This is a genomic window from Azospirillum sp. NS33, assembly GCF_059703765.1.
Window position 1 is genome coordinate 130462 of sequence record NZ_BAAKJB010000005.1, and the last position, 23252, is coordinate 153713.

General features: G+C 73.2%; 23 protein-coding genes. 9 read left to right on the forward strand and 14 right to left on the reverse strand.

Annotated features, from left to right (window positions below; genetic code table 11):
* The first annotated feature begins 176 nt into the window (after positions 1-176).
* Positions 177-3740 carry a pyruvate:ferredoxin (flavodoxin) oxidoreductase gene (gene nifJ / locus AC6H2I_RS07035; RefSeq protein WP_497499878.1) on the forward strand — a complete coding sequence of 1188 codons (3564 nt, stop codon included), beginning with the start codon at positions 177-179 and terminating at the stop codon, positions 3738-3740.
* 16 nt (positions 3741-3756) lie between these two features.
* Here the strand turns inward: nifJ and AC6H2I_RS07040 are convergent, their stop codons facing one another.
* Positions 3757-4695 carry a hypothetical protein gene (locus tag AC6H2I_RS07040; protein WP_497499879.1) on the reverse strand — a complete coding sequence of 313 codons (939 nt, stop codon included), beginning with the start codon at positions 4693-4695 and terminating at the stop codon, positions 3757-3759.
* A 14-nt stretch (positions 4696-4709) separates the two neighbouring features.
* On the reverse strand, positions 4710-5342 hold the full coding sequence (locus AC6H2I_RS07045; protein ID WP_497499880.1) for a glutathione S-transferase family protein: 633 nt from the start codon (positions 5340-5342) through the stop codon (positions 4710-4712).
* A gap of 108 nt (positions 5343-5450) precedes the next feature.
* Between AC6H2I_RS07045 and AC6H2I_RS07050 the strand changes: the two genes are divergently transcribed.
* The gene (locus tag AC6H2I_RS07050) at positions 5451-6347 is read left to right on the forward strand and encodes a LysR family transcriptional regulator (protein WP_497499881.1); all 897 of its coding nucleotides are present in this window, start codon (positions 5451-5453) and stop codon (positions 6345-6347) included.
* Between the two features lie 26 nt (positions 6348-6373).
* On the opposite strand, the gene AC6H2I_RS07055 is transcribed toward AC6H2I_RS07050, so the two are convergent.
* Together AC6H2I_RS07055 and AC6H2I_RS07060 are read right to left on the reverse strand one after the other, a co-directional pair.
* A complete protein-coding gene (locus AC6H2I_RS07055) occupies positions 6374-9526 on the reverse strand; it encodes a M10 family metallopeptidase (RefSeq protein WP_497499882.1) in 3153 nt (1050 codons plus the stop codon).
* Between the two features lie 198 nt (positions 9527-9724).
* Positions 9725-10489 carry a lysophospholipid acyltransferase family protein gene (locus AC6H2I_RS07060; protein ID WP_497499883.1) on the reverse strand — a complete coding sequence of 255 codons (765 nt, stop codon included), beginning with the start codon at positions 10487-10489 and terminating at the stop codon, positions 9725-9727.
* A gap of 235 nt (positions 10490-10724) precedes the next feature.
* Here AC6H2I_RS07060 and AC6H2I_RS07065 point away from each other — a divergent pair, with 235 nt between their 5' ends.
* The 3 genes from AC6H2I_RS07065 (at position 10725) to AC6H2I_RS07075 (ending at position 11714) form a co-directional block, all read left to right on the forward strand.
* Positions 10725-10934, forward strand: coding sequence for a cold-shock protein (locus AC6H2I_RS07065; protein WP_497499884.1), 210 nt, complete (start codon positions 10725-10727; stop codon positions 10932-10934).
* Positions 10935-11020: 86 nt separating this feature from the next.
* The gene (locus tag AC6H2I_RS07070; RefSeq protein ID WP_497499885.1) at positions 11021-11173 is read left to right on the forward strand and encodes a hypothetical protein; all 153 of its coding nucleotides are present in this window, start codon (positions 11021-11023) and stop codon (positions 11171-11173) included.
* A 10-nt stretch (positions 11174-11183) separates the two neighbouring features.
* Positions 11184-11714 (forward strand): hypothetical protein, encoded by a 531-nt coding sequence (locus tag AC6H2I_RS07075; protein ID WP_497499886.1) that lies wholly within the window; start codon positions 11184-11186, stop codon positions 11712-11714.
* A gap of 23 nt (positions 11715-11737) precedes the next feature.
* Here AC6H2I_RS07075 and AC6H2I_RS07080 read toward each other — a convergent pair whose 3' ends face one another.
* From AC6H2I_RS07080 to AC6H2I_RS07100, 5 genes are all read right to left on the reverse strand, one after another.
* Complete coding sequence (locus AC6H2I_RS07080; protein WP_497499887.1) at positions 11738-12778, reverse strand: aldose epimerase family protein; 1041 nt, start codon at positions 12776-12778, stop codon at positions 11738-11740.
* On the reverse strand, positions 12775-13575 hold the full coding sequence (locus AC6H2I_RS07085; RefSeq protein WP_497499888.1) for an ATP-binding cassette domain-containing protein: 801 nt from the start codon (positions 13573-13575) through the stop codon (positions 12775-12777). Before AC6H2I_RS07085 ends, AC6H2I_RS07080 begins: the two co-directional genes overlap by 4 nt.
* Position 13576: 1 nt before the next feature.
* Positions 13577-14803: a sugar ABC transporter permease gene (locus AC6H2I_RS07090; RefSeq protein WP_497499889.1), complete on the reverse strand. Its 1227-nt coding sequence runs from the start codon at positions 14801-14803 to the stop codon at positions 13577-13579.
* Positions 14804-14875: 72 nt separating this feature from the next.
* Positions 14876-15925, reverse strand: a complete 1050-nt coding sequence (gene xylF / locus AC6H2I_RS07095; RefSeq protein ID WP_497499890.1) for a D-xylose ABC transporter substrate-binding protein — start codon at positions 15923-15925, stop codon at positions 14876-14878.
* A 353-nt stretch (positions 15926-16278) separates the two neighbouring features.
* Positions 16279-16599: a hypothetical protein gene (locus tag AC6H2I_RS07100; RefSeq protein WP_497499891.1), complete on the reverse strand. Its 321-nt coding sequence runs from the start codon at positions 16597-16599 to the stop codon at positions 16279-16281.
* Between the two features lie 192 nt (positions 16600-16791).
* Here AC6H2I_RS07100 and AC6H2I_RS07105 point away from each other — a divergent pair, with 192 nt between their 5' ends.
* Together AC6H2I_RS07105 and AC6H2I_RS07110 are read left to right on the forward strand one after the other, a co-directional pair.
* Positions 16792-17022 (forward strand): hypothetical protein, encoded by a 231-nt coding sequence (locus AC6H2I_RS07105; protein ID WP_497499892.1) that lies wholly within the window; start codon positions 16792-16794, stop codon positions 17020-17022.
* A gap of 44 nt (positions 17023-17066) precedes the next feature.
* Positions 17067-17327: a hypothetical protein gene (locus AC6H2I_RS07110; protein ID WP_497499893.1), complete on the forward strand. Its 261-nt coding sequence runs from the start codon at positions 17067-17069 to the stop codon at positions 17325-17327.
* A gap of 10 nt (positions 17328-17337) precedes the next feature.
* Here AC6H2I_RS07110 and AC6H2I_RS07115 read toward each other — a convergent pair whose 3' ends face one another.
* The 3 genes from AC6H2I_RS07115 to AC6H2I_RS07125 form a co-directional block, all read right to left on the reverse strand.
* Positions 17338-18477: a fumarylacetoacetate hydrolase family protein gene (locus tag AC6H2I_RS07115; protein ID WP_497499894.1), complete on the reverse strand. Its 1140-nt coding sequence runs from the start codon at positions 18475-18477 to the stop codon at positions 17338-17340.
* Between the two features lie 28 nt (positions 18478-18505).
* On the reverse strand, positions 18506-19651 hold the full coding sequence (locus AC6H2I_RS07120; RefSeq protein ID WP_497499895.1) for a homogentisate 1,2-dioxygenase: 1146 nt from the start codon (positions 19649-19651) through the stop codon (positions 18506-18508).
* 92 nt (positions 19652-19743) lie between these two features.
* A complete protein-coding gene (locus AC6H2I_RS07125) occupies positions 19744-20343 on the reverse strand; it encodes a LysE/ArgO family amino acid transporter (protein WP_497499896.1) in 600 nt (199 codons plus the stop codon).
* A gap of 97 nt (positions 20344-20440) precedes the next feature.
* On the opposite strand from AC6H2I_RS07125, the gene AC6H2I_RS07130 reads away from it, so the two are divergent.
* Positions 20441-21346 (forward strand): LysR family transcriptional regulator ArgP, encoded by a 906-nt coding sequence (locus AC6H2I_RS07130; RefSeq protein WP_497499897.1) that lies wholly within the window; start codon positions 20441-20443, stop codon positions 21344-21346.
* Positions 21347-21398: 52 nt separating this feature from the next.
* Here AC6H2I_RS07130 and AC6H2I_RS07135 read toward each other — a convergent pair whose 3' ends face one another.
* Complete coding sequence (locus AC6H2I_RS07135; protein ID WP_497499898.1) at positions 21399-21854, reverse strand: MarR family winged helix-turn-helix transcriptional regulator; 456 nt, start codon at positions 21852-21854, stop codon at positions 21399-21401.
* A gap of 119 nt (positions 21855-21973) precedes the next feature.
* On the reverse strand, positions 21974-22393 hold the full coding sequence (locus tag AC6H2I_RS07140; RefSeq protein WP_497499899.1) for an organic hydroperoxide resistance protein: 420 nt from the start codon (positions 22391-22393) through the stop codon (positions 21974-21976).
* 428 nt (positions 22394-22821) lie between these two features.
* On the opposite strand from AC6H2I_RS07140, the gene AC6H2I_RS07145 reads away from it, so the two are divergent.
* A complete protein-coding gene (locus AC6H2I_RS07145; protein WP_497499900.1) occupies positions 22822-23241 on the forward strand; it encodes an NUDIX hydrolase in 420 nt (139 codons plus the stop codon).
* Positions 23242-23252 lie beyond the last annotated feature (11 nt).

The following is a 23252-nucleotide window of genomic DNA, read 5'->3' on the forward strand; positions in this document are numbered from 1 at the left end:
CCTGTTGCTCAACAAAGATGCAAATAATCATCCGTGAGGAAAAGCCCGGGGCCGGCGAACCGCGCCCCCGCGACCTGCGCGCGTGCTCTCTTCGGGGCAGGCGTGACTTCGGTGCGGCGCGGATCGGCGGCTTGGCCACCGATCCTGCGAACCACGTACGGGAAAGTGCATTGCCAATGAGCACAGGACTGGACAGTGCCGTCATCGACGGCAACGAGGCCGCCGCGTCCGTCGCCTACCGCGCAAGCGAGGTCATCGCGATCTACCCCATCACCCCGTCCTCGACCATGGGCGAGCTGGCCGACGAGTGGGCGGCCCACGGCAGGGCCAACGTGTGGGGGGACGTGCCCCAGGTGGTGGAGATGCAGTCCGAGGGCGGTGCGGCCGGCGCCGTGCACGGCGCCCTCCAGGCCGGCGCGCTGGCGACGACCTTCACGGCGTCCCAGGGCCTGCTGCTGATGATCCCCAACATGTACAAAGTCGCCGGGGAGCTGACGCCCTTTTGCATGCACGTGGCGGCGCGCACGCTGGCGACCCACGCGCTGTCCATCTTCGGCGACCACTCCGACGTCATGGCCTGCCGCCAGACCGGCTTCGCCATGCTGGCCTCGGCCAACGTCCAGGAGGCCCACGACCTGGCGCTGGTGGCCCACGCCGCCACCTTGCGGGCGCGCGTGCCGTTCCTGCACTTCTTCGACGGCTTCCGCACCTCCCACGAGGTCAACCGGGTGGAGCGGCTGTCCGACGCCGACGTCCGCGCCCTGCTCGACGAGGAGGCGGTGACCGCCCACCGCCGCCGCGGCCTGAGCCCCGACCACCCGGTGGTGCGCGGCACGGCGCAGAACGCTGACGTCTTCTTCCAGGCCCGCGAAGCGGCCAACCCCTTTTACGAGACCTGCCCGGCGGTGGTGCAGGAGATGATGGACCGGCTGGCCGTCCGCACCGGCCGCCCCTACCGCCTCTACGACTACGCCGGCCACCCCGAAGCCGAGCGCGTCGTCGTCGCGATGGGGTCGGGCGCCGAGACCTGCGCGGAAACCGCGCGCCACCTGTCGGAGCGGGGCGAGCGCGTGGGCTGCCTGGTGGTCCGGCTGTACCGGCCCTTCGCGGTGGCCGAGTTCGTGACGGCGCTGCCCGCGGCCGTGCGGCGCATCGCCGTGCTCGACCGCACCAAGGAGCCGGGGTCGGTGGGCGAGCCGCTGTTCCTCGACGTGGTCGCGGCGCTGGCCGAGGCCCGCGCCGCCGGCGGCACGGCGGCGGAGCCGGTGGTGATCGGCGGCCGCTACGGCCTGTCGTCGAAGGAGTTCACGCCGGCCATGGCCAAGGCGGTGTTCGACGAGCTCCAGCGCGCGCGCCCGAAGCGCCGCTTCACCGTCGGCATCCACGACGACGTCACCCACACCTCGCTGGCCTGGGACCCCGCCTTCGACATCGAGGGCGACGATGTCGCGCGCGCCGTGTTCTTCGGCCTGGGCGCCGACGGCACGGTCGGCGCCAACAAGAACTCCATCAAGATCATCCAGACGCACACGGGCGGCCACGCCCAGGCCTATTTCGTCTACGACAGCCGCAAGTCCGGGTCGACCACGGTGTCGCACTTGCGATTCTCGCCGCGGCCGATCCACGCCCCCTACCTGATCGGCCGGGCCCAGTTCGTCGCCTGCCACCACGCCCCCCTGCTGGAGCGCATGGAGGTGGTGGAGATGGCCGCCCCGGGTGCCACCGTCCTGCTGAACGCCCCGGGCACGCCGGAGGAGGTGTGGGCGTCCCTGCCACGCGAGGCGCAGCAGGCCTGCATCGACAAGGGCGTCGCCCTCTACACCGTCGACGCCACCGCGGTGGCGCGCGAGGCCGGTCTCGGCCGGCGCATCAACACGATCATGCAGACCTGCTTCTTCGCCCTCGCCAAGGTGATGCCCCAGGCCGACGCCATCGCCGCCATCAAGGCGGCGATCGCCAAGACCTACGGCCGGCGCAGCGAGGAGGTGGTGCGCCGCAACCATGCCGCCGTCGACGCGGCGCTGGCCCATCTGCGGGCGGTGCCCCTGCCGCTCACCGCCGCGGCCGACCACGGCCGCCCCCCCGCGGTGCCCGCGGGGGCGCCCGACTTTGTGCAGCGGGTCACCGCCGCCATCATCGCCGGTCACGGCGACCGCCTGCCGGTCTCGGCCTTCCCGCCCGACGGCACCTGGCCCAGCGGCACCGCCCGGTTCGAGCGGCGCGCCATCGCCACCCAGGTCCCGGTGTGGAACGCCGCGCTGTGCATCCAGTGCAACAAGTGCACCCTGGTCTGCCCGCAGGCGGTGATCCGCGCCAAGGCGGTGCCGGAGGCGGCGCTGGCCGACGCCCCCGCGGGCTTCGCCTCCCTGCCCTACCGCGGCCGGGAGTTCCCCGGCGCCCGGTACACCCTCCAGGTCTCGCCGGGCGACTGCACCGGCTGCACGCTCTGCGTCGCGGTCTGCCCGGCCAAGGACAAGGCCGACCCCGACCACCGTGGGCTGGAGATGCGGCCGGTCGCCGAGATGCCAGGCCAGCAGGCGGCCTTCGATTATTTCCTCACCCTGCCGGAGGCGCCGCGCGAGCGGGTGCCGGCGACGGTCAAACACACCCAGCTCCTGCAGCCCCTGTTCGAATTCTCCGGGGCCTGCGCCGGTTGCGGCGAGACCCCCTACATCAAGCTGCTGACCCAGCTCTTCGGCGACCGCATGGTGATGGCCAACGCCACGGGGTGCTCGTCGATCTACGGCGGCAACCTGCCGACCACCCCCTACACCACCAACGCCGACGGCCGTGGCCCGGCCTGGGCCAACTCCCTGTTCGAGGACAACGCCGAGTTCGGCCTGGGCCTGCGCGTCGCGCTGGACCAGCTCGAGGCCCAGGCCAAGGCGCTGCTGGGCGCCCTGTCGGCCCGGCTGGAGGCCGGGCTGGTCGATGCGCTGATGACGGCCGACCAGGACGACGAGGCCGGCCTCGCCGCCCAGCGGGCCCGGGTGGGCGAGTTGCGCGGCCACCTCGCCGACCTGCGCGACCCCCAGGCGCAGCGCCTGGCCCTGCTGGCCGAGCACCTGGTGCGCCGCTCCGTGTGGATCGTCGGCGGCGACGGCTGGGCCTACGACATCGGCTATGGCGGGCTCGACCACGTGCTGGCGTCGGGGCGCGACGTCAACGTCCTGGTGATGGACACCGAGGTCTACTCCAACACCGGCGGGCAGCAGTCCAAGGCGACGCCGATCGGCGCCTCGGCCAAGTTCGCCACCGCCGGCCGGACCATGGCCAAGAAGGACCTCGGCCTGATCGCCATGGCCTACGAGCACGTCTACGTCGCCCGCACCGCCTTCGGGGCGCGCGATTCCCAGACGCTGAGCGCACTGGTCGAGGCGGAGAGCTACCGCGGGCCGTCGCTGGTGCTGGCCTACAGCCATTGCATCGCCCACGGCTACGACCTCGCGCACGGCCTGTCGCAGCAGAAGCTGGCGGTGGACAGCGGGCATTGGCCGCTCTACCGCTACGACCCGCGCCGGCTGGCCCGGGGCGAGGCGCCTCTGGTGCTGGACAGCGACGCCCCCTCGGTGCCGCTGGCCCGCTTCATGGCCAACGAGGCGCGCTTCACGATGGTCGAGCGCGATGACCCCCGGCGCTACCGCGCCCTGGTCGCCGCGGCGGAGTCCAGCAACCGGCTGCGCCACGACCTCTACCGCCACCTCGCCGGCTTCGGCGAGCCGCCCGCCGGGGAGGGCTGACGGCCCCGGCGGGCGGCTACAGCGCGGTCCAGCGCAGCGGCACGGCGGCGGGGAGGAACACCCCGCCGGTGAGCCGCACCCGCAGCACCCGCTCCACGCCGGTGCGGGCCGCCGTCTCCGGGTCCTGCCACACCAGCCCGGCCTCGCCGGTCAGGGACAGCAGGCCGCCCCCCGCGAAATCGACGAACAGCAGCCCCGCCGCCGGGTTGAGGGCGAGGTTGCCCAGCGTGTTGAAGTAGTTGTTTCCCCGGTAGTCGGGCACGGTGAGCACGCTCGCCCCGGCCTCGTCCGCCACGGCGACGAACCCGGCCGGGCCGCCGCGGTGGGACACGTCCACCCCGGCCGCCGCCGCCGACTCGCTGGAGGCCGTGGCGATGAAGAAGGTGTCCGCACCGGCCACCAGCGCCCGCGCCTGCGGCGACAGGCGGGCCTCTTCCCGGCGCGCCTCCGGGTCTCCGGCCGGCCGCGGGGGGGTGGGAACCAGGGCGTGGGCGCGGGGACGGATGTGCTGTGGGCAGTTTCCGAAACTCTGCTCCACCGCCACCGTCACGCTGCCGGGACCGGCGGCGGCGATGCGGCCGTTGGCCCGGTTGCGCCGCCGCGTCTCCAGCTCGATGCCCAGCAGCCCCACGGGGGCTCCGGCGGTGAGACGCCCGGCAAGTGGGTCGCCGGGCGGCGGCAGGGCCGCCACCGTCAGGGTCCGCGGGTCCGGGGAGGCGACGAAGCCGGGCGGCCCGGCCAGCAGCGTGGCGCGCGGCCGCCCGTCGCCGTCCAGCGCCCCGGCCACCAGCATGGGCAGGGTGGCGAACAGGGCGCGGTGCTGGTCGGGCATGGCGTCGCGGATGGCGTGGCGGCCGATCCGCTCCGCCCGCTCGCGCACCCCGGCCCGCTCCTGCACCCGGCGTTCGCCCTCGTGGAACGGGGAGTGGATGGGAGAGGCGTCGGCGTCGCTCATGGCGTCCTCCCGCGTCATGCCGCCGCCGCCGGGGTGCGGGGCATCGCCACGAAGCCGGGCAGCGCCTCCACCCGGGCCAGCCAGCGGCGGATCGCCGGGAAGGCGTCGAGGGCCACGCCGCCCTCCGGCGCCACCACCGTGTAGCTGTAGAGGGCGACGTCGGCCAGCGTCGGTCCGTCGCCCACCAGGAACGCCCGGCCGGTCAGATGTTCCTCCAGCACGGCGAACAGCCGGGCGGCCAGGGCCACGGCCCGGGCATGATCGGCGTTGGCGCCGAAGACGGTGACCAGGCGCGCCGTCGCCGGGCCGGCGGCCAGCGGACCGGCGGCCACCGACAGCCAGCGCTGCACCTCCGCCGCCGCCGCCGAATCGGCCGGCAGCCAGCGCCGGGCGGGGTCGTAGCGCAGCGCCAGGTAAACCAGGATGGCGTTGCTGTCGGCGAGTACGAGGTCGCCGTCCTCGATCACCGGCACCTGGCCGAAGGCGTTGCGGGCCAGGAACTCCGGGCGGCGGTGGGCGCCGGCGGCAAGGTCGACGTCGACCAGCTCGACCGGCAGGCCGAGCAGGGACAGCATCAGCTCCGCCCGGTGGGCGTGGCCGGAGCGGGCGAAGCGGTGCAGGCGGATGGGTCTGGCGGGTGCGGTCATGGCGGCCTTCCTGCGGGGTCTGGGGTCCGGACCCACGCTAATGCCGCCAACGTGCCATGATAATCGTGCCCGTTGACAACGGGGCGTTTCAGAAATTGAAATGATGCCATGGACCAGCTCTCCGCCATGCGCGTGTTCGTTGCGGTCGCCGAGGAGAGCGGCTTCGCCGCCGCCGGGCGGCGCCTGTCCTTGTCGACCCCCACCGTCACCCGCGCCGTCGCCCTGCTGGAGGAACGCGTCGGCGCCCGCCTTCTGCACCGCACCACCCGGTGGGTGCGCCTGACCGAGTCCGGGGAGCGCTACCTCGGCGACTGCAAGCGCATCCTGCAGGACCTGGCCGACGCCGACGCCTCGGCGGCCGGCGCCCACGCCGAGCCGGGGGGCGAACTGACGGTGACGGCGCCCGTCGCCTTCGGGCGCCTGCACGTGGCGCCGGTGGTGTTCGACTTCGTGGCGGGCCATCCCCGGATGAGCGCCCGCCTGCTGCTGCTCGACCGGGTCGCCGAGCTGCTGGAGGAGGGCATCGACGTGGCGGTGCGGATCGGCCACCTGCCGGATTCGAGCCTGCGGGCGGCGCGGGTCGGATCGGTGCGCCGGGTGGTGTGCGCCGCCCCGGCGTATCTGGAGCGCCACGGCGTGCCGCGGGTGCCGGCCGACCTCGCCCGGTTCGACGCGGTGGAGTTCGCCCCGGCCGGGGCGTGGCGGCCCTGGCGGTTCCCGGGACCCGACGGCGGGCAGACCATCACGCCCAACGCACGCCTTCTGGTCAACACCGCCGACGCCGCCATCGACGCGGCGGTCGCCGGCCACGGCGTGACACGGGTGCTGTCCTACCAGGCCGCGGCGGCGTTGCGCGACGGGCGTCTGGCCGTGGTGCTGGCCGACGCCGAGCCGCCGCCCGTGCCGGTGCAGGTCGTCCACGCCGGCGGGCGGCGCGTCCCGGCCAAAATCCGCGCCTTCGTCGATCTGGCGGTGGCGCGCTTGCGGGCGACGCTTCCGCCCTAGGGCGACCGGGAGGGAGCGGGTCCCGGTCAGCCGGTGGCGGTGAGGACGAGAATGTCGCTGGCCGCCAGCGTGCGCACGGTGAGGCTGGCGATCGCCACGGCCGCGCCCGCCCCGTCGCCGTCGGCGTCGAACGACAGCACACCGGTCGCCGTGTCGAACACGAACCAGTCGTCCGCATCGCCGGGCCGGTCGAGCGCGAAATGCGCCGCGCCCAGGGCGCCCGCCTCCACCAGCCCGAAATTGGGGCCATCCACCACCAGCACATCCTCCCCGGTGGCGAAGTCGGCGATGACGTCGGCCCCCGTGCCGGGCGCGCCGAGGCGGAAATGGTCGGCGCCGAGGGAACCGAACAGGGTGTCGGTGCCGAGACCGCCGACCAGCGCGTCGCCGCCCTGGCCGCCGAACAGAAGATCGTCCCCCTGGCCGCCGAACAGGGTGTCCGCCCCGAGGTTGCCATACAGTGCATCGGCGCCGCGGTTGCCGTACACCACGTCCGCGCCGAGGTTGCCGTGCAGGGCGTCGGCGTCCTGCCCGCCGAACAGCGTGTCGCGGCCCTGGCCGCCGAACAGGGTGTCCGCCCCCTGATTGCCGTAGAGCTGGTCGTCCTGCAGGTTGCCGTAAAGCGTGTCGTCGCCGAGGCCGCCCTCCACCGTGTCGGAACCGGCGTCGCCGTACAGCGCGTCGTCGCCCTCGGCCGAGCCGACGCGGTCGTCGCCGCCGCCGCCGTGGAGCGTGTCGTCGGCGGCCCCGAGGAGGATGACCTGGGCCGCGGAGTCACCGATCACGTGCTGCGAGCCGGTGCCACCGGCGACCTGGACGCTGCCGAGAATCAGCGCGAACTCGACGTCGTCGAGGGTGAGGGTCGTGCCGGGCGGCAGGGCGCGGGCGTCCAGCACGACCGCCTCCGTGCCGCTGGCGCTGCCGGTGACGGCGATCGGCGCCGCCGGCGCCGCCGGCGCCGCCGACCCGGCGGACGTCAGGGTCACGGTGCGGACCGTCAGCGCCGCCGTGGCCGGCAGCGTCCGGGCGAACTCCGACAGGCCGGACAGCAGCCCCGCGCGCTCGCCCGCGTCCGTCACCAGGGTCGTCGCCGCGGCCGCCAGGGTCTGCGACGCAGCACCGGGGGCCTGTGGGTTCTGGGGCCCGGACGCCGTGAGGCCGACGCCGGCCGGCACGCCGGCGCTCAGCCCGCCCCCGGCCGGACCGCCCAGGCTGACCGGGATCGGCGTTTGCGCCGTCGGTGGCGTCACCGACACCGTGAGGGTCGGCGTGCCGGCGACCACCGTGACCGTCGTCTGCACGGTGGCCCCGCCGATGGTCTGCGTCTGCGTGCCGCCGTTCCCGCCGCCACCCGCGCCGTCGTCCCCGCCGCCGCCGCCGCCATCGCCGCCGGCCGGCGGGGCGGCGCCGGCAATCGCGACGCCGCCGTCCACGGTCTGGAACGCGGTGACGGCGTGGGTGCCGTCCAGAACCACGGTCAGTTCGGCCGCGCCGGCCACGCCGTCGGTGTCGATGTGGAGCGTGGCGACGCCGCCCGCGACGCTCACCTGCACGGCGTTGGCGGCGACGAGCGTGCCGTCGCCCTCGGTCACCGCACCGGAGAGGGACCACCCGCTCACGGCGATGCGGTCGCCGTCCGCGAAATCGCCGATCGTGCCGGCGCCGGCGCCGCCAGCCGCGTAAACGAAGAGGTCGTCCCCGGCGCCGCCGGTGAGCGTGTCGGCACCGCTTCCACCCGACAGCGTGTCGGCGCCGTCCCCGCCGAGGATCACGTCGGCGCCGTCCCCGCCGACCAGCAGGTCGCCGTCCGCACCCCCGGACAGCGTGTCGTCGCCGGCCCCGCCGTCGAGGGTGTCGGCGCCGCCGCCGCCGGAGAGCAGGTCGCCGCCGCCGCCGCCGGCGATCGCGTTGGCGCCGTCGTCGCCGGCGAGGGTGTCGGCGTACGCCGACCCGGTCAGGTTCTCGACCGCCGTCAGCGTGTCGCCACCGGCATCGCCCGCGGTGCCGGCGGCCAGGCCCCCCGCCACCCCGGCGGTGGCCGCCCCGTAGTCGGCGGTGTCGATGCCGGCGCCACCGTCCAGGACGTCGCTGCCGCCGCCGCCGCTCAGCACGTCGTTCCCGTCGCCGCCGACCAGGCTGTCGTCGCCGCTGCCGCCGACCAGCGTGTCGTCGCCGCTTGCGCCGACCAGGCTGTCGCTGCCGGCGTCGCCGTCGAGGCGGTTGGCGGCGACGTTTCCGCGCAGCGTGTCGTTGCCCGTCCCGCCCAGGGCGTTCTCGATCAGCGACCGCAGGTCACCCGCGTACAGGTGGGGGTTGGCGAGGTTGGCGCCGGCGGTGATGTTGAACTCCGGATCGAGCATCGCGTGCTGGGTTCCGAAGTCGCTCCAGCTCCCCGGCTCCAGGCTGATGGCCAGGTCGGTGGCGTAGCTCGCGAAGGTGTACGTGTCGTTGCCGCCGCCGTCCCAGATGGCCCTCAGGACGACGCCGGCGCCCGGATCGAAGGTGTAGGTCGTGTCACCGGCGTTGGTCGTCCAGTTCGGTCCGTACAGGTGCTGGATGGCGGCGATGTCGTTGAGCATCGGGCCGGGCGGGTAGCTGCCGCTCTGGACCGAATAGCCGCTGAGCGGCCCGCCGAAGTGGCTGCGATAGCTCATCACCGACACTTCGATCGAATCGGCGGCGGCATCGGCCGCGGGAAACCCGTTGATGGATTCGTGCGGGTGCTTCAACCCGAGGGCGTGCCCGAGTTCGTGGACGAGGGTCAGGTGGGCGTAGGAGCCGACGGACCAGTCGTCCGACCCGAGGGCGCTGCCGAGCTGGACGTCGCCGCCTTCGGGCCGGTCGGAGGGAAAATCGACGACGCGTGCCGACAGGTTGCCGCCGTCGAGGTACCAGTAGACCCGCAGGTCACCGTCCGCGGCGGCCGACGCCTGGGTGAAGGTGAGGCCGGACACCGCGCTCCATTGGGCGAGAATGGTCTCGACGGCGGCCTGCTGCGCCGTCGTGAGCGCCGTGAAGTGCGCCGGCTCCAACGCTCCGCTGGTGTAATCCGAGACATCGTCCACCGACGCCGGAAAACCGTAGCTGACCGCCGTCGTGTTCCACTTCGTGCCGTAGAGGATCGCATCGACGGTGGAGTTGCCGGAAAGGTCCACAGAAACCGATGTTGCCGACGCCATGCCCATGCCCCTTCCACATCCAGGACGGCGGCGTCATCGATCTCTGGCATTCTGCCGAAATCCGAGGAACTTGGATCGCGGATCGGCCTTCTGGCGGCACCGCGGACAGACACCATCCCCAATAGATGGAATGGCATCTACTCCGGAAACGTAAGATTGTAAATTGCCAAAACCGGCCGAGCCTGCGCGGGGCGCAGTTCAGGGCTGCGCCTCGCTCTCGCGTCGCAGCGCCATCGATCCCTCGTCGAGGCGCTGCTGCAGGAGCGCCGCGAAGTCGTCGCCGGACAGGCCGGGCGGGATCGGCGGCAGGAACTGGATCAGCACGGCGCCCGGCCGGACCGCCCGCGCCCGGCGCGGCCAGTGGCTCCCGGAGTTCAGGGCGACCGGCACGACCGGCAGCTTCAGCGACTTGTACAGCGCCGCCGCGCCCGGCCGGTGCGGTGCCGACGAGCCGGGGGCCACCCGCGTGCCCTCGGGGAAGATCAGGATGGGCCGGTTCTCGGCCGCCGCCGCCTTGGCGCCGCGCAGCAGGCCCTTGAGCGCGCTGGCGCCGTTGCCGCGGTCCACCGGGATCATTCCGGAGTGCACCAGGAAACGGCCCCACAGCGGCACCTTGAGCAGCTCGCGCTTGACGACGATGGCCGGGTCGTCGAGCAGCAGGGGAAAGCGGAAGGTTTCCCACGCCGCCTCGTGGCGCGAGGCGATGACGCAGGCGCCGGGCGGCAGGTTCTCCAGCCCGCGCACCTCGGCGCGCAGGCCGAGGATGGCCGCCTCCAGCCACACCGTCATCCGGCAGAACACACGCACCGCGCGCGCCGCCCAGACGCGGGGCAGCAGCAGGGCCGGCGCGCAGGCCAGGCACACGAGACTCGAAGCCGCCACGAAGGCGACGCGGAACGCGGCGAGGCGCAGGGCACCCAGCGGCTGGTGGGCCCGAACGGGGTCCGGAGTGTCAGCAGGCATGGCGAATTTCTGACCGGCCCGGGGCCGCCGCGCAAGCCCCGACTGCGGCGGCCGGCCCCGCGAACCGTCGAACGGCTTGCATCCGGATCGGCCAGGCCCCATTTATGGGGGGTCGAAGTTGCTCTGGGCCATTCGATTTCCGGTGTCCATACCCATGGTCCGGTCGTCCTTCCCCAAGTGAATTTGATGCCCCCCACATATCGTGAGGGGCCACGCCAGACAGGGGGAACGACCCATGGCCATCGGTACCGTCAAGTGGTTCAACAGCACCAAGGGCTTCGGTTTCATCCAGCCGGAGGATGGCACGGCCGACGTGTTCGTGCACATCTCCGCGGTTGACCGCGCCGGCATCGGCACCCTCAGCGAGGGCCAGAAGCTCTCCTATGAGCCCGTGCGCGATCCGCGCAAGGGCAAGGTGGCCGCCGAAAACCTGCGCGCCGTCTGAGCGCTGCACAATTCGGTGGGCAAAGGGGCGGCCTCGGCCGCCCCTTTGTCTTTCTGCCTGCTGCCGCGACCAGGAACGGGATTCCCATGACCGACTCCAAGCACCCGGCCGCCGGGCCGTCCGGCCCGGCGCACCGCCACCCGTCGCTCGCCACCCCGGCAACCACCCCCGGCGCGCCGGAATGGCCGCGCCTCAGCCGCAGCGAACTGCGCCGCATCGTCCTCGACATTCTCGGGTGAGGCGCCGCCGGTGACGACACCGCCCGCCACCACCGACCGCTGGATGCAGGTCGCCTTCCGCAGCGGCGAACTGGCCGCCCTGGGCGGCTCCCCGCGCTCGGCCAACCCGCACCCCGCCGGCACGCCGCCGGCGCGGAGCTGGACCGCCGGATGGCGCGCCCGCACGCCGGCGCCCGCCCGCAGGCCGGCGCCACCGATCCCCACCCGCCAAACGACGGAGGCCGAGATGAGGCTGTTGGACAAGCTCCCCGAGATGGACGACGACGCCCTCCAGACGCTGGGTGCCAACGCCGCCCGCCTCGCCGCGTCGGGCCCACCCAAGCGGATGAAGGAGGCGCAGGAGGCGCTGCCGGCGATCGAGGCCGAGCTCGCCGTCCGCCAGGCCCGCAAGGCCGCGGCCGCGCCGCCGCGCCGCGTTCCCGCCAGCAAGGCGACCAAGGCCGCCAAAGCCCCCGCCACCAAGACCGCCGCTGCCAAGACCGCCGCCACCAAGACCGCCAAAGCCGCCAAGACCGCCAAGGCGGCCGCCGAAACGGCCTGACCGGCCCGGCGCCGGGGTCCGGCTCAGGCCGGTGCCGCCGGCGCCACAGCGAAGGTGCGGACCACCATGTGATGGCGGTAGACCTCCCCGGGGGCCAGCCGCACCGACGGGAAGCCGGGGTGGTTGGGACTGTCCGGAAAGCCCTGGGTCTCCAGCGCCAGCCCGGCGAAGGGGCGGTAGCGGGCGCCGCCCTTGCCCGGCACCGTGGCGTCGAGCTTGCCGCCGGCGTAGAGCTGGAGCCCCGGCGCCGAGGTGGCGATCTCCAGCCCGCGCCCCGACACCGGGTCGACCACCCGGACCCGCGGCCGGGCCAGGGCGGCTCCGTCCGCCGCCCCGCCGTTCAGCACCCAGTTGTGATCGAACCCGCCGGGCACCCCGGCCATCGCCGCACCCAGGGCGACCGGGGTGCGCAGATCGAACGCCGTCCCCGCCACCGCGGCCATCGCGCCCGTGGGGATCTGCGTGGCGTCGACCGGCGTGTAACGGTCGGCGTCCACCCACACCACGTGCCCCAGCACGTCGCCGCAGCCGTGGCCGGCGAGATTCCAGTAAGAATGATGGGCCAGGTTCAGCACCGTCGGCCGGTCGGTGGTGCCGGACATGGCGATGCGCAGGGTGCCGTCGCCGTCCAGCGCGTAGGTCACCGCGACCGCGACCGTGCCGGGGTAGCCTTCGTCGCCATCGGGGGAGCGGTGGCGGAAGCGCACCGCGTCGGCCTGCCCGTCCGGCTCCGGCTCCACCGTCCAGGTCGCCCGGTCGAATCCGACGGTGCCGCCGTGCAGGTGGTTGGGCGGGTCGTTGCGGGCCAGCGCGTGGCGCCGGCCGTCCAGGGTGAAGGCGCCGCCGGCGATGCGGTTCGCGCAGCGCCCGCAGGTGGCGCCCATGTAGGCGCCGGAGCGGGCGTAGCCGTCCGGACCGTCGAAGCCGAGCACCACGTCGGCCATGCGGCCGGCGGCGTCGGGAACATGGAACTCCGCCAGCCGGGCGCCGAAGGGAAGCAGGACCGCGGTGCGGCCGCCGGCCTCCAGGCGCACCCGGCCGTCGGCGGCGACCGCGACGCTCACACCACCGTCTCCCCGGTGATGGGATGGCGGCCGAGGATGATCATCCCCAGCAGGTCGTCCTTGGTGACGTCCTGGGTGCGCACCACCCCCACCAGCTTGCCGTTCTTCATCACCGCGCAGCGGTCGGCCAGGTCGTAGACGTCGTGGAGGTCGTGGCTGATCAGGAAGATGCCGATGCCCTCGGCCTTCAGCTGCTTGATCAGGTCGGCCACCATGCGCGTCTCGGCCGGGCCGAGCGCCGCCGTCGGTTCGTCCATTATGAGGATGCGGGCGTTGAAGTGGATGGCGCGGGCGATCGCCACGGACTGGCGCTGCCCGCCCGACAGGGACTGAACCGGCGTCGTCAGGTTGCGGAAATTGGGATTGAGGCGCTGCATGACCTGGCGGGTCTCCGCCGCCATGCGCTCGTCGTCCAGGGTGCCCCACGAGGTCATCAGCTCGCGGCCGAGGAACAGGTTGCCCGCGGCGTCGATGTTCTCGGCCAGGGCCAGGGTCTGGTAGATGGTCTCGATGCCGTGGCGCTTGGCGTCGCGCGGGTTGTCGATGGTGACCCGCTCGCCGGCGATGAAGATCTCGCCGGATTCCCCCTGGTAGGCGCCCGACAGCATCTTGATCAGCGTCGACTTGCCGGCCCCGTTGTGGCCCAGCAGACCGACGACCTCGCCGGGGTAGAGGTCGACCGAGACATCGTCGACGGCGCGCACCCCGCCGAAGCGGATCGACATGTGGCGCATGGCGACGAGCGGCGTGCCGCGGTCCTCGGTGCCGGCCTCGGCGGTTTGGGTGGCGGCGCTCATGTCAGAACCTCTTGCGGCGGTAGGACTGGTCGAGCCACACGGCGAGGATCAGCACCGCGCCGATGACCACGTTCTGCATGGGGCTGGGCAGGCCCAGCAGGACCATGCCCGACTGCAGGCTCTGCATCGTCAGCGCGCCCAGCACCGCCCCGAACACCGTGCCGACGCCGCCGGCCAGGGAGGTCCCGCCGATCACCGCCGCGGCGATGACCCGCAGCTCGTCCAGCTCGCCGGTGGCGTTGAGGCCGGCCTTGAGGCGGGCGGTGGCGATGGCGGCGCCGACCGCCACCAGCACGCCCATCACCACGAACACCCACACCGTGGTGCGCCGCACGTCGATGCCCGAGAGTGCCGCCGCCTCGGGGTTGCCGCCGATGGCGAAGACGTAGCGCCCGAAGCGGGTGCGGTTGGCGACGAAGGTCATCAGCACGGTGACGGCGATGACGATCAGCACCGGCACGGGAATGCCCATCGGCAGGCCGGTGCGCGGCTGCAGATAGGCGTTCATCACCAGCACGAAGCCCAGCACCGGTCCCACCTGGGCCAGCAGCACCAGCGCCTCGGCCCACACCGGGCGCACGGCGAAGCCGAAGCGGTGACGGCGCCCGCGCATGTGCAGCGTGCGCCAGCACAGCAACACCACCGCGATCGCGCCCAGCGCCCACGACCAGAGGGCGCCGATCGAGCCCTGGAAGCCGCCGCCGATCAGCTCGAAGGTGGGGTTCAGGGGGGCGACGGTCTGGCCGCTGGTCATCCACCACGCCAGCCCGCGGTAGATCAGCAGCCCGGCCAGGGTGACGATGAAGGCGGGCACGCCGCGGTAGGCCACCCACCAGCCCTGGAAGGCGCCGAGGGCGGCGGCCAGCGCCGCCGCCAGCAGCACCGCCAGGATCCACCCCATCTGGGTGTCGATGCCCAGCACGCGGGCCTGCATCACCGCCATGACCATGCCGATCAGGCCCAGCAGCGAGCCCACCGACAGGTCGATGTTGCGGGTGACGATGACCAGCACCATGCCCGTCGCCATGGTGGCGACCGAGGAGGTCTGCACCGCCAGGTTCCACAGGTTGCGCGGGGTCAGGAACAGGCCGCCGGTGACGATGTCGAAGACCACCCAGATGGCGGCGAGGGCCCCCACCATCGCCAGCATCCGGGTGTCGAGTTCCAGCGTGCCGAAAAGGTTGCGGGAGGGGCCGCTGGCCTCCGCCCGGTTGGTGACGACGGCCATGGCCGCTCCCTTGCGCTTGACCGGAGAAGGGAACCGGCCCGGCGCCGCCGCGGGCGCCGGGCCGGACGCACCTTACTTGCAGGCCGGCGGCGCCTTGGCGGCGTCGACGCCCTGGCAGACCACGTCCTTGGCCACCCAGCCCGCGTCGATGATGACGCCCAGGTTGTCGCGGGTGATCGGCACCGGCTTCAGCAGGATGGCGTCCAGCTCCACCTTGTTGGGGCCGTTGGCGAAGGTGCCCGCCCCCTCGATCTTCGACATCTCCGTGCCCTTGGCGAGCTGGATGGCGATGTCCGCGGCGTTGCGGCCGAGGTCGCGGGAGTCCTTCCAGACGCTGACCGTCTGCAGGCCGCGGGCGATGCGGTTGAGCGCCGCGTGGTCGGCGTCCTGGCCCGACACCGGGATGCCGGCCATGCCCTGGGCCGACAGGGCGGCGACCGCGCCGCCGGCGGTGCCGTCGTTGGAGGCCACCACCGCGTCGACCTTGTTGTTGGTCGCGGTCAGGATCTGCTCCATGTTGCGCTGGGCGTTGGCGGGCAGCCAGCCGTCGGTGTACTGCTCGCCCGCCACCGTGATGTCACCCGCCTTGATGGCCGGCTCCAGCACTTCCATCTGGCCGGAGAACAGGAAGTCGGCGTTGGGGTCCTGGGGCGAGCCCTTGATGAAGACGTAGGCGCCCTTGGGCTGCGCCTTCTGCACCTCGCGGGCCTGCAGGCGCCCGACCTCCTTGTTGTCGAAGGTCAGGTAGAACACGCCCGGCACCTCGATCAGCCGGTCGTAGCCGACCACCGGCACGCCGGCGGCCTTGGCCTGCTCGACCGCCGGGCGGATCGCCTCGGCGTCCTGGGCGAGGATGATCAGCGCGGTGGCGCCGCGCGCCATCAGGGCCTCGACGTCGGAGAGCTGCTTGGCCGCGGAGCTCTGGGCGTCGGCGCTGACGTACTGGCAGCCGGCCTCGTCGAGGCGCGCCTTGATCGCCGCCTCGTCGGTCTTCCAGCGCTCCTCCTGGAAGTTCGACCAGCTGACGCCGACGACGCACGCCTGGGCCGCCGCCGGCGCGGTGCCGGCCAGCAGTGCCGCGGAAAGCACGGCCCCGGAAAGGGCCACGGACAGAGTCTTCATGATGTTTTTCCTCCCTGCACCACCGGACGGTCCCGAGGGGTGCCCGCCGCCTGCCCGGTGCGGGCGGCGGACTATTTAGTTAGCCCCTCGAACATATCCCGATGCGGGCTCCGGATCAACCGGTTCCGACACCGGGCGACCACATCCAGCACACGGTTGAGACGATGGGGATCGCCGGGGCGGGCGGCCCCGGGCGGGCGCGACTGCGGATCCGCCGCCTCGGGTTGCGCGGCGGACCCGGTTGTCACGCGCCATGATACCCCAATCGCCGGTACGCCCGACGCCGCCGATCGCCACCCCCGGTGCGGCATAATGTCTGCGTTGCCGACGCTTCGGCGGCCGCCGCGGCCCCGTCAGCCGCCCGCCGGGCGGGTGCGGCAGGCGGCGCGCGCCGCCGCATCGGCCGGGCCGGCCGGGGCCGCGGCATCGCGGTAGGCGTCGACCGGCAACCGCCCGCCGCTGCGCAGGTGGCGTGCCAGCAGGCACGAGCACAGCCGCGCCGCCTCCACCGGCTGCGGCGCGTGGGCGGCCGCGAAGGGGCCGGCCTCGCAGGCGGCCACGAACGCGCCGGCGTCGGGCGCCGCCGCCCCGTCCGGCGGGTCGTCCCCGAACACCAGGAAGGCCGCGCCGACCGCGACCAGCAGCAACAGCAGATAGCGACGCAGGCTCGACACGTCCGCTTACCCCCTTGGTATTAGTTCGTCGGCGCGAGTTTTCCAAAAGAGAACCCCGCCGATGCTGTCATGAATGGAAGTATTAGCCTGCACGCCACCAAGTCCCGGACGGGTATGTTAATCTCTCGTTAACCGGCGGGATGGCTTCATGGGGGCAACGAAGACCACCCCCGGACAGGAGATCTGGACGCCATGACCACCCTCGCCGCCGCCATCGCCGCCGCCGCCGCCCCGTCGCCGTCGGTCGGCACCGCCTCGCAGGCCCACCGCGAACTGCTGGAGGAGTTCATCGGCATCGTCAAGGCCCGCATGGACGACAACCACGACCCGTTCATCGAGGAGAGCCTTCGCGATCTGCTCGTCACCCTGACCGAGCAGCACGACGGCTACATCACCGCCCCCGACGCGCCGCGCCGCGCCTGACCCCGTCCGCCCGCACCGCCCACCGCCACCCGGAGACCGCCGCCATGACCGCCACCCGCATCGTCGCCACCGGTTCCGCCATCCCGTTCGCCGCCGCCCCGTTCGCCGCCGCCCGCTCCGTCCAGGCCGCCGCCGCGGTCCACCACGAGCTGCTGGACCGCTTCATGGACCGCGTCCGCACCCGCCTGGGGGCGACCACCGACGCCTTCACCCGCGACAGCCTGCTGGAGATGCTGGGCTCCCTGGCCGAGCAGCGCGACGGCTACCCGGTGCTGGTGCTGGACGAGGAGCCGCTGGCGGCGTGAGCCCGGGCGCTCACGCCCCGGCGCGACCGCCGACCTCCTGGTCGCGGTGCCGGCCGACCTCCTGGTCGCGGTACCGGGCGACCTCCTGGTCGAGGTACCGGCCGATCTCCTGGTCGCGGTGCCGGACGGCCTCCTGGTCGAGGTACCGGACGACCTCCTGGTCGATGGCGCCGAAGACGCTGCGCCCGGCGGCATCGCGCATCTCGATGCGCACGCGGTCGCCGAAGCGCAGGAAGCCGGTCGCCGGCGCGCCGGAAAGGATGGTTTCCACGGTCCGCTGCTCGGCGATGCAGGAATAGCCCACCCCGCCGTCGGCGATCGGTTGGCCGGGTCCCCCGTCCCGCCGGTTGGACACGGTGCCGGAGCCGACGATGGTCCCGGCCGCCAGGTGCCGGGTCGCCGCGGCATGGCTCACCAGGCGCGGGAAGGCGAAGGTCATGTCGACCCCGGCGTCGGGCCGGCCGAACGGCACGCCGTTGATGAAGGACAGGAGCGGCAGGTGCACCCGGCCGTCGTGCCACGCGTCGCCCAGCTCGTCCGGCGTCACCGCCACCGGGGAGAAGGCGGATGCCGGCTTGGCGTGGAAGAACCCGAATCCCTTGCCCAGCTCCGCCGGGATCAAGGCCCGCAGGGACACGTCGTTGACCAGGGCCAGCAGCTTGATGTGCGCCGCCGCCGCCGCCGGGGTCACCGCCATCGGCACGTCGTCGGTGATCACCGCGATCTCCGCCTCCAGGTCGACGCCGTGGGCCTCCGACAGCGCCTCGATGGGGTCGCAGGGGCCGAGGAGGCGATCGGAGCCGCCCTGGTACATCAGCGGGTCGGTCCAGAAGGCGGGCGGCATCTCGGCGCCGCGGGCCCGGCGCACCAGCTCCACGTGGTTCACGTAGGCCGAGCCGTCGCACCACTGGTAGGCGCGCGGCAGCGGCGCGGCGCACGCCCGCGGGTCGAAGGGCATGGTCTCGCCGACCTCGCCGCTCTCCAAGGCGATGGCGACGGCGCGCAGGTGCGGCTCGCTGGCCGCCCAGGAATCGAGCGCCGCCTGCAGGGTCGGCGCCACCTGGGGCACCGCCACGGCGCGGGTCAGGTCGCGCGCGACGACCACCAGCGTGCCGTCCCGGCCGCCCTCCTTCAGGGTCGCGAGCTTCATGGCCGGTCCTCCCTCGGTCGCGCGCCGGTCACTCGGCCGCCCGGGGCGGCGCCGGCGTCTTCCAGCTGTCCACGTACCCATCCCATTCCACCGTGCGGGCGGCGTTGCCCACCTCCAGCGCGTCGCGGCTGTCGATCATCACGGCGTATTCGTCGGTCGCCGGTGCCTTCGGCGTGAAGGCGTTGCCCAGCGCCTTGGGGTGCGGCCCGTGGGTGAAGCCGCAGGGGTGGAAGGTCATCATCCCCGGGTGGATGTTGTCGCGCGAGAAGAAGGTTCCGGCGTGGTAGAACAGCACCTCGTCGTAGTCGTCGTTGTTGTGGAAGAACGGCACCTTCAGGGCGCCGGGATCGCTCTCGAAGGGGCGCGGCGCGAAGGTGCAGACGACGAAGCGGTCGGCGACGAAGGTGGTGTGGGCGCTGGGCGGCAGGTGGTAGCGGTGGCTCATCAGCGGCCGGATGTCGGCGATGTTGATGCGCACGGCCGCGAGATCGCCCTTCCAGCCCACCGCGTCGAGCGGGTTGAAGGGGAAGGTGACGGTGGTGACCGCGCCGCGCCGCTTGACGCGCACCCGCCACTCCCGCTCGTCCTGCTGCGCCCGGAAGGCCTCGTCCAGCGCCGGCACGTCCAGCAGCGCCGGATCGAAGAGGGCGTGCGGCCCCAGCATGCCCTTGTCGGGCAGACGGTAGGTGGCGCCGGTGGCCTCCACCAGCAGCGCCGTCACCGGCTCGGCGCAGTCCAGCCGCCACATGGTGGAGCGCGGCAGCACCACGTAGTCGCCGGCCCGGATCGCCAGGTGGCCGAAGTCGCAGTAGAGGTCGCCGCGCCCGGCGTGGACGAACAGCAGCTCGTCGCCGTCGGCGTTGCGGGCGAGGTGGTCCATGGCGCCGGGTGCCCGCCACAGGCGGATGCTGACGGCGGCGTTGTGCAGCACCGGGGCGGCGTCCCACGGCGAGGGCTGCGGCCCCTCCAGCCGGGCGAGGTCGAAGGCGCGGGGCCGCAGCGGCCCTTCCCAGGCGGTCCACCCCGTGGGCGGATGGCGGTGGTACATGTGGGTGGCCGGGCCGAAGAACCCCTCCTTCCCCAGCTCGCGCTCGTAGGTGCCCGGCGGCAGGTCGGCGTGGGCCTGGCGCGACGCCGTGCCCTCGATCCGCGGGAACGAGATGTAGTGCTTCATCGCGGCCCTCCCTTGGCCCCGCAGGGGTTGGGAGGACAGATTGTTTCAACCGCAACGAAAGGCAAGCCCCGCGGCGCAACGCCGCGGCTCCCTCACGCCAGCAGCCCGGCGGCGATCGTCCACATGACCAGGGCGACGCCCCCTTCCAGCGCGCGCCACGCGGCGGGCCGCGCGAACAGCGGGCGCAGCCGGCGGGCGCCGTGGCCCAGCGCGAAGAAGAACGCGAAGGAGGCGGCCACGGCACCGGCCGCGAAGGCCCACCGCGCCTCGGCGAACCGGGTCGAGACACCGCCGACCAGAACCACCGTGTCGAGGTAGACGTGCGGGTTGAGCCAGGTCAGGGCGAGGGCGGTCGCCAGGGTCGGCGCCAGCGGGCCGGCATCGCCGCCGGCGGCGTTCAGGGCACCGTCCCCGCGCACCGCCGCCCAGGCGCTGCGCAGCCCGTAGGCGACCAGGAAGGCCGCACCGCCCCAGCGTGCGGCCGGGTCGAGCCAGGGCAGCCACGCCGCGGCCCCGGCGAATCCGGAGACGCCGGCCAGGATCAGGACGGCGTCGGACAGCGCGCAGACGAGGCAGACGGCCGTCACGTGGTGGCCGCGCAGGCCCTGGCGCAGGACGAAGGCGTTCTGGGCGCCGATGGCGACGATCAGGCTGAGCCCGAGGCCGAACCCCGACGTGGCGGCGATGAGCATGACGGTTCCCCTTCGCGTGCGATGCGGGACCGTGGTATCACCCCCCAGGTCATTAGGAACGTTAATGCTCCTGTCGCGGACTTAGCAGGTCTAATCCATGCTGGACTACGCCCTCCTCGCCGCGGTCGCCGCGGTGGTGCGCACCGGCAGCTTCGAGCGGGCGGCGCGGCAGCTCCACGTCACGCCGTCGGCGGTGTCGCAACGGGTCAAGCTGCTGGAGGAGCGGGTGGGCGGGGTGCTGGTCGTGCGCGGCCAGCCCTGCACCGCCACGCCGGCGGGGCGGCGCCTGTGCCAGCACGTGGAGCGGGTGGCGCTGCTGGAGGCGGAGCTGGGCGAGTCCCTGCCCGGGGTCGACGGCCTCACCGGCGGCGGGCCGGTGACGCTGCGGGTCGCGGTCAACGCCGACAGCCTGGCCACCTGGTTCGTCCCCGCCATGGCGGCGGCCGGCGACGGCCTCTTCGACCTGGTGCTGGACGACCAGGACCACAGCGCCGACTGGTTGCGCCAGGGCGAGGTGCTGGCCGCGGTGACCGCCAGCGACCGCACGGTTGCCGGCTGCGACACCCATGCCCTGGGCGCCCTGCGCTACGTGGCCACCGCCAGCCCGGCCTTCGTCGCCCGCCATTTCGCGGACGGCGTGACGGAACCCGCCCTGGCAATGGCGCCGTGCCTCACCTTCAACCGCAAGGACCGGCTGCAGGCGCAGTGGCTGCAACGGGTTGCGGGAACCACCGCGTCGCCGCCCAGCCATTGGCTGCCCTCGACCCACGCCTTCGTCGACGCCGCCCTGGCCGGGCTGGGGTGGGGCATGAACCCGGAGCCGCTGGTGGCCGGTCACCTGCGCGACGGCCGCCTGGTGGCGCTGCTCCCGGGACGGCCCCTCGACGTCCCGCTGGTCTGGCAGGCGAGCCGGATCGCCAGCGCCACCCTGGGCCGTCTCACCGCGGCGGTGCTGCGGGTCGCCCGGGCGCGCCTCCATCCGGCGGGGCGCGGCACCGGCTGACGGGGACCGGCGGCCGGGGCGATCGCCGGGCGACCGGCGGGCGACCGCTGGGCTACCGGTCGCCGAACGCCCCGCTCTCGGCGAGGGCGGCGCGCAGCCCCTCGAGGTCGCGGCGCAACGCGGTGACCTGGTCCAGCGAAAGGCCGCTGGCGGCGGCGATCGCGCCGGGAACGCAGGCGGCCCGCTCCCGCAGGGCGCGGCCGGCGTCGGTGAGGTGGATGCGCACGATCCGCTCGTCGGCGGTGTCCCGCACGCGCCGCACCATCGCCTGCCCCTCGAGGCGCTTGAGCAAGGGGGTGAGGGTGCCGCTGTCGAGACCCAGCCGTTCGCCCAGCTCCTTCACCGCTGGGCCGTCGCGCTCCCACAGCAGGAGCAGGACCAGATACTGGGGATAGGTCAGGCCCAGCGCGTCCAGGATGGGACGGTAGACCCGCATCATCGCGTGCTGCGCCGCGTAGAGCGCGAAGCAGAGCTGGTTGGACAGAAGCAGGCCGTCGTTCGCGTTCATGGACCCGTCCGGAGGGAAGGCGGCGCGCGCCGTTCCCCTTCTACCAGGGAACGGCGTGGGCGGGGAACCGGTCGGCCCCCCGCGCCACCGATCAGGCGACCCCGATCAGGCAACCCCGATCAGGCAATCGCGGTGGTCACGGCGATGTTGCCCTTGGTCGCGTGGCTGTAGGGGCAGACCACATGGGCGCGGGCGACCAGGTCCTCCGCCGCGGCACGGTCCAGGCCCGGCAGGGACACCGTGAGGTCGACGGCGATGCCGAAGCCCTGCCCGTCGTCGCGCGGGCCGATGCCCACCTGGGCGGTGACCGCCACGTCCGCCGGCACCGCGAGCTTGTCGCGCTGGCCGACGAACTTCATGGCGCCGAGGAAGCAGGCGGAATAGCCCGCGGCGAACAGCTGCTCGGGGTTGGTGGCCCCGCCCTTGCCGCCCATCTCCTTGGGCACGGCGAGGTTGACCGACAGCAGGCCGTCGTCGGTCTCGGCCCGGCCGTCGCGGCCACCGGCCGCGGTCGCCTTGGTCGTGTAGACGATCTTCATGGCAATCCCTTCCTGACACGGGGGCGGTGCGGGTCCCGCCCGCCCGGTTGCGTTCACGGGGATACATATGACGCACAATTCTATTTTGCACAATTGAAATCGTGCCGCACCCCCGCGCCTCCGGGACGGCGCCACGGGCGCGGTCGATCTGCCTAAGTTTTGCGCGTTCGCCAATGTGCATGCGGAATGTGCATGGCTCCCATAAGAAGAGGTTGGTTGTCCAACGGTGCTGCACTGCAATAGTGTTGGTTCAGACGCATTCCTGCGTTTCCTCCCAAGACTCGGGCCGCCGGGGATTCCCCGGCGGTCTTTTTTCTGGTCTTTTCGGGTTCCGTCCCACACAACGGATCCGGGTCGGCACCCTATGTCTTCCGGCCGATCCGGGGGTCCGGGGGGATCCATCGGCCGGCCCGCACGTTCGGTGTTCCATGGCACGACAGAAAACGCACCGGCAGTGCGCCGCGCTGCCGTACACGGTCGACGACGGGTTGCGGGTCATGCTGATCACCTCGCGCGAGACCCGTCGCTGGATCATCCCGAAGGGCTGGCTGGAAAAGGGCGTCGATCCCCACGACATGGCGGCGCAGGAGGCGTTCGAGGAGGCCGGGCTGCGCGGCACGGTGGGCGAGCAGCCGATCGGCACCTACCGCTACGACAAGCGCCTGACGTCCCGACGCTCGGTGCCGTGCGTCGTCGACGTCTACCCCCTGCACGTCGACGAGGAACTCGACGACTGGCCGGAAAAGGCGCAGCGCGAGCGACGCTGGATGCGGCCGTCCCAGGCCGCCCTGCTGGTGTCGGAGGAGGGGCTGGTCGACCTGCTGCAGCGCCTGCGCCTGGGACTCTGACCCGCGGTCGG

Excerpts from the sequence above, each read along its gene's own strand:
- nifJ (WP_497499878.1), top strand. The coding sequence starts at position 177 with ATGAGCACAGGACTGGACAGTGCCGTCATCGACGGCAACGAGGCCGCC.
- AC6H2I_RS07040 (WP_497499879.1), bottom strand. The coding sequence starts at position 4,695 with ATGAGCGACGCCGACGCCTCTCCCATCCACTCCCCGTTCCACGAGGGC.
- AC6H2I_RS07045 (WP_497499880.1), bottom strand. The coding sequence starts at position 5,342 with ATGACCGCACCCGCCAGACCCATCCGCCTGCACCGCTTCGCCCGCTCC.
- AC6H2I_RS07050 (WP_497499881.1), top strand. The coding sequence starts at position 5,451 with ATGGACCAGCTCTCCGCCATGCGCGTGTTCGTTGCGGTCGCCGAGGAG.
- AC6H2I_RS07055 (WP_497499882.1), bottom strand. The coding sequence starts at position 9,526 with ATGGCGTCGGCAACATCGGTTTCTGTGGACCTTTCCGGCAACTCCACC.
- AC6H2I_RS07060 (WP_497499883.1), bottom strand. The coding sequence starts at position 10,489 with ATGCCTGCTGACACTCCGGACCCCGTTCGGGCCCACCAGCCGCTGGGT.
- AC6H2I_RS07065 (WP_497499884.1), top strand. The coding sequence starts at position 10,725 with ATGGCCATCGGTACCGTCAAGTGGTTCAACAGCACCAAGGGCTTCGGT.
- AC6H2I_RS07070 (WP_497499885.1), top strand. The coding sequence starts at position 11,021 with ATGACCGACTCCAAGCACCCGGCCGCCGGGCCGTCCGGCCCGGCGCAC.
- AC6H2I_RS07085 (WP_497499888.1), bottom strand. The coding sequence starts at position 13,575 with ATGAGCGCCGCCACCCAAACCGCCGAGGCCGGCACCGAGGACCGCGGC.
- AC6H2I_RS07090 (WP_497499889.1), bottom strand. The coding sequence starts at position 14,803 with ATGGCCGTCGTCACCAACCGGGCGGAGGCCAGCGGCCCCTCCCGCAAC.
- xylF (WP_497499890.1), bottom strand. The coding sequence starts at position 15,925 with ATGAAGACTCTGTCCGTGGCCCTTTCCGGGGCCGTGCTTTCCGCGGCA.
- AC6H2I_RS07105 (WP_497499892.1), top strand. The coding sequence starts at position 16,792 with ATGACCACCCTCGCCGCCGCCATCGCCGCCGCCGCCGCCCCGTCGCCG.
- AC6H2I_RS07110 (WP_497499893.1), top strand. The coding sequence starts at position 17,067 with ATGACCGCCACCCGCATCGTCGCCACCGGTTCCGCCATCCCGTTCGCC.
- AC6H2I_RS07115 (WP_497499894.1), bottom strand. The coding sequence starts at position 18,477 with ATGAAGCTCGCGACCCTGAAGGAGGGCGGCCGGGACGGCACGCTGGTG.
- AC6H2I_RS07120 (WP_497499895.1), bottom strand. The coding sequence starts at position 19,651 with ATGAAGCACTACATCTCGTTCCCGCGGATCGAGGGCACGGCGTCGCGC.
- AC6H2I_RS07125 (WP_497499896.1), bottom strand. The coding sequence starts at position 20,343 with ATGCTCATCGCCGCCACGTCGGGGTTCGGCCTCGGGCTCAGCCTGATC.
- AC6H2I_RS07130 (WP_497499897.1), top strand. The coding sequence starts at position 20,441 with ATGCTGGACTACGCCCTCCTCGCCGCGGTCGCCGCGGTGGTGCGCACC.
- AC6H2I_RS07135 (WP_497499898.1), bottom strand. The coding sequence starts at position 21,854 with ATGAACGCGAACGACGGCCTGCTTCTGTCCAACCAGCTCTGCTTCGCG.
- AC6H2I_RS07140 (WP_497499899.1), bottom strand. The coding sequence starts at position 22,393 with ATGAAGATCGTCTACACGACCAAGGCGACCGCGGCCGGTGGCCGCGAC.
- AC6H2I_RS07145 (WP_497499900.1), top strand. The coding sequence starts at position 22,822 with ATGGCACGACAGAAAACGCACCGGCAGTGCGCCGCGCTGCCGTACACG.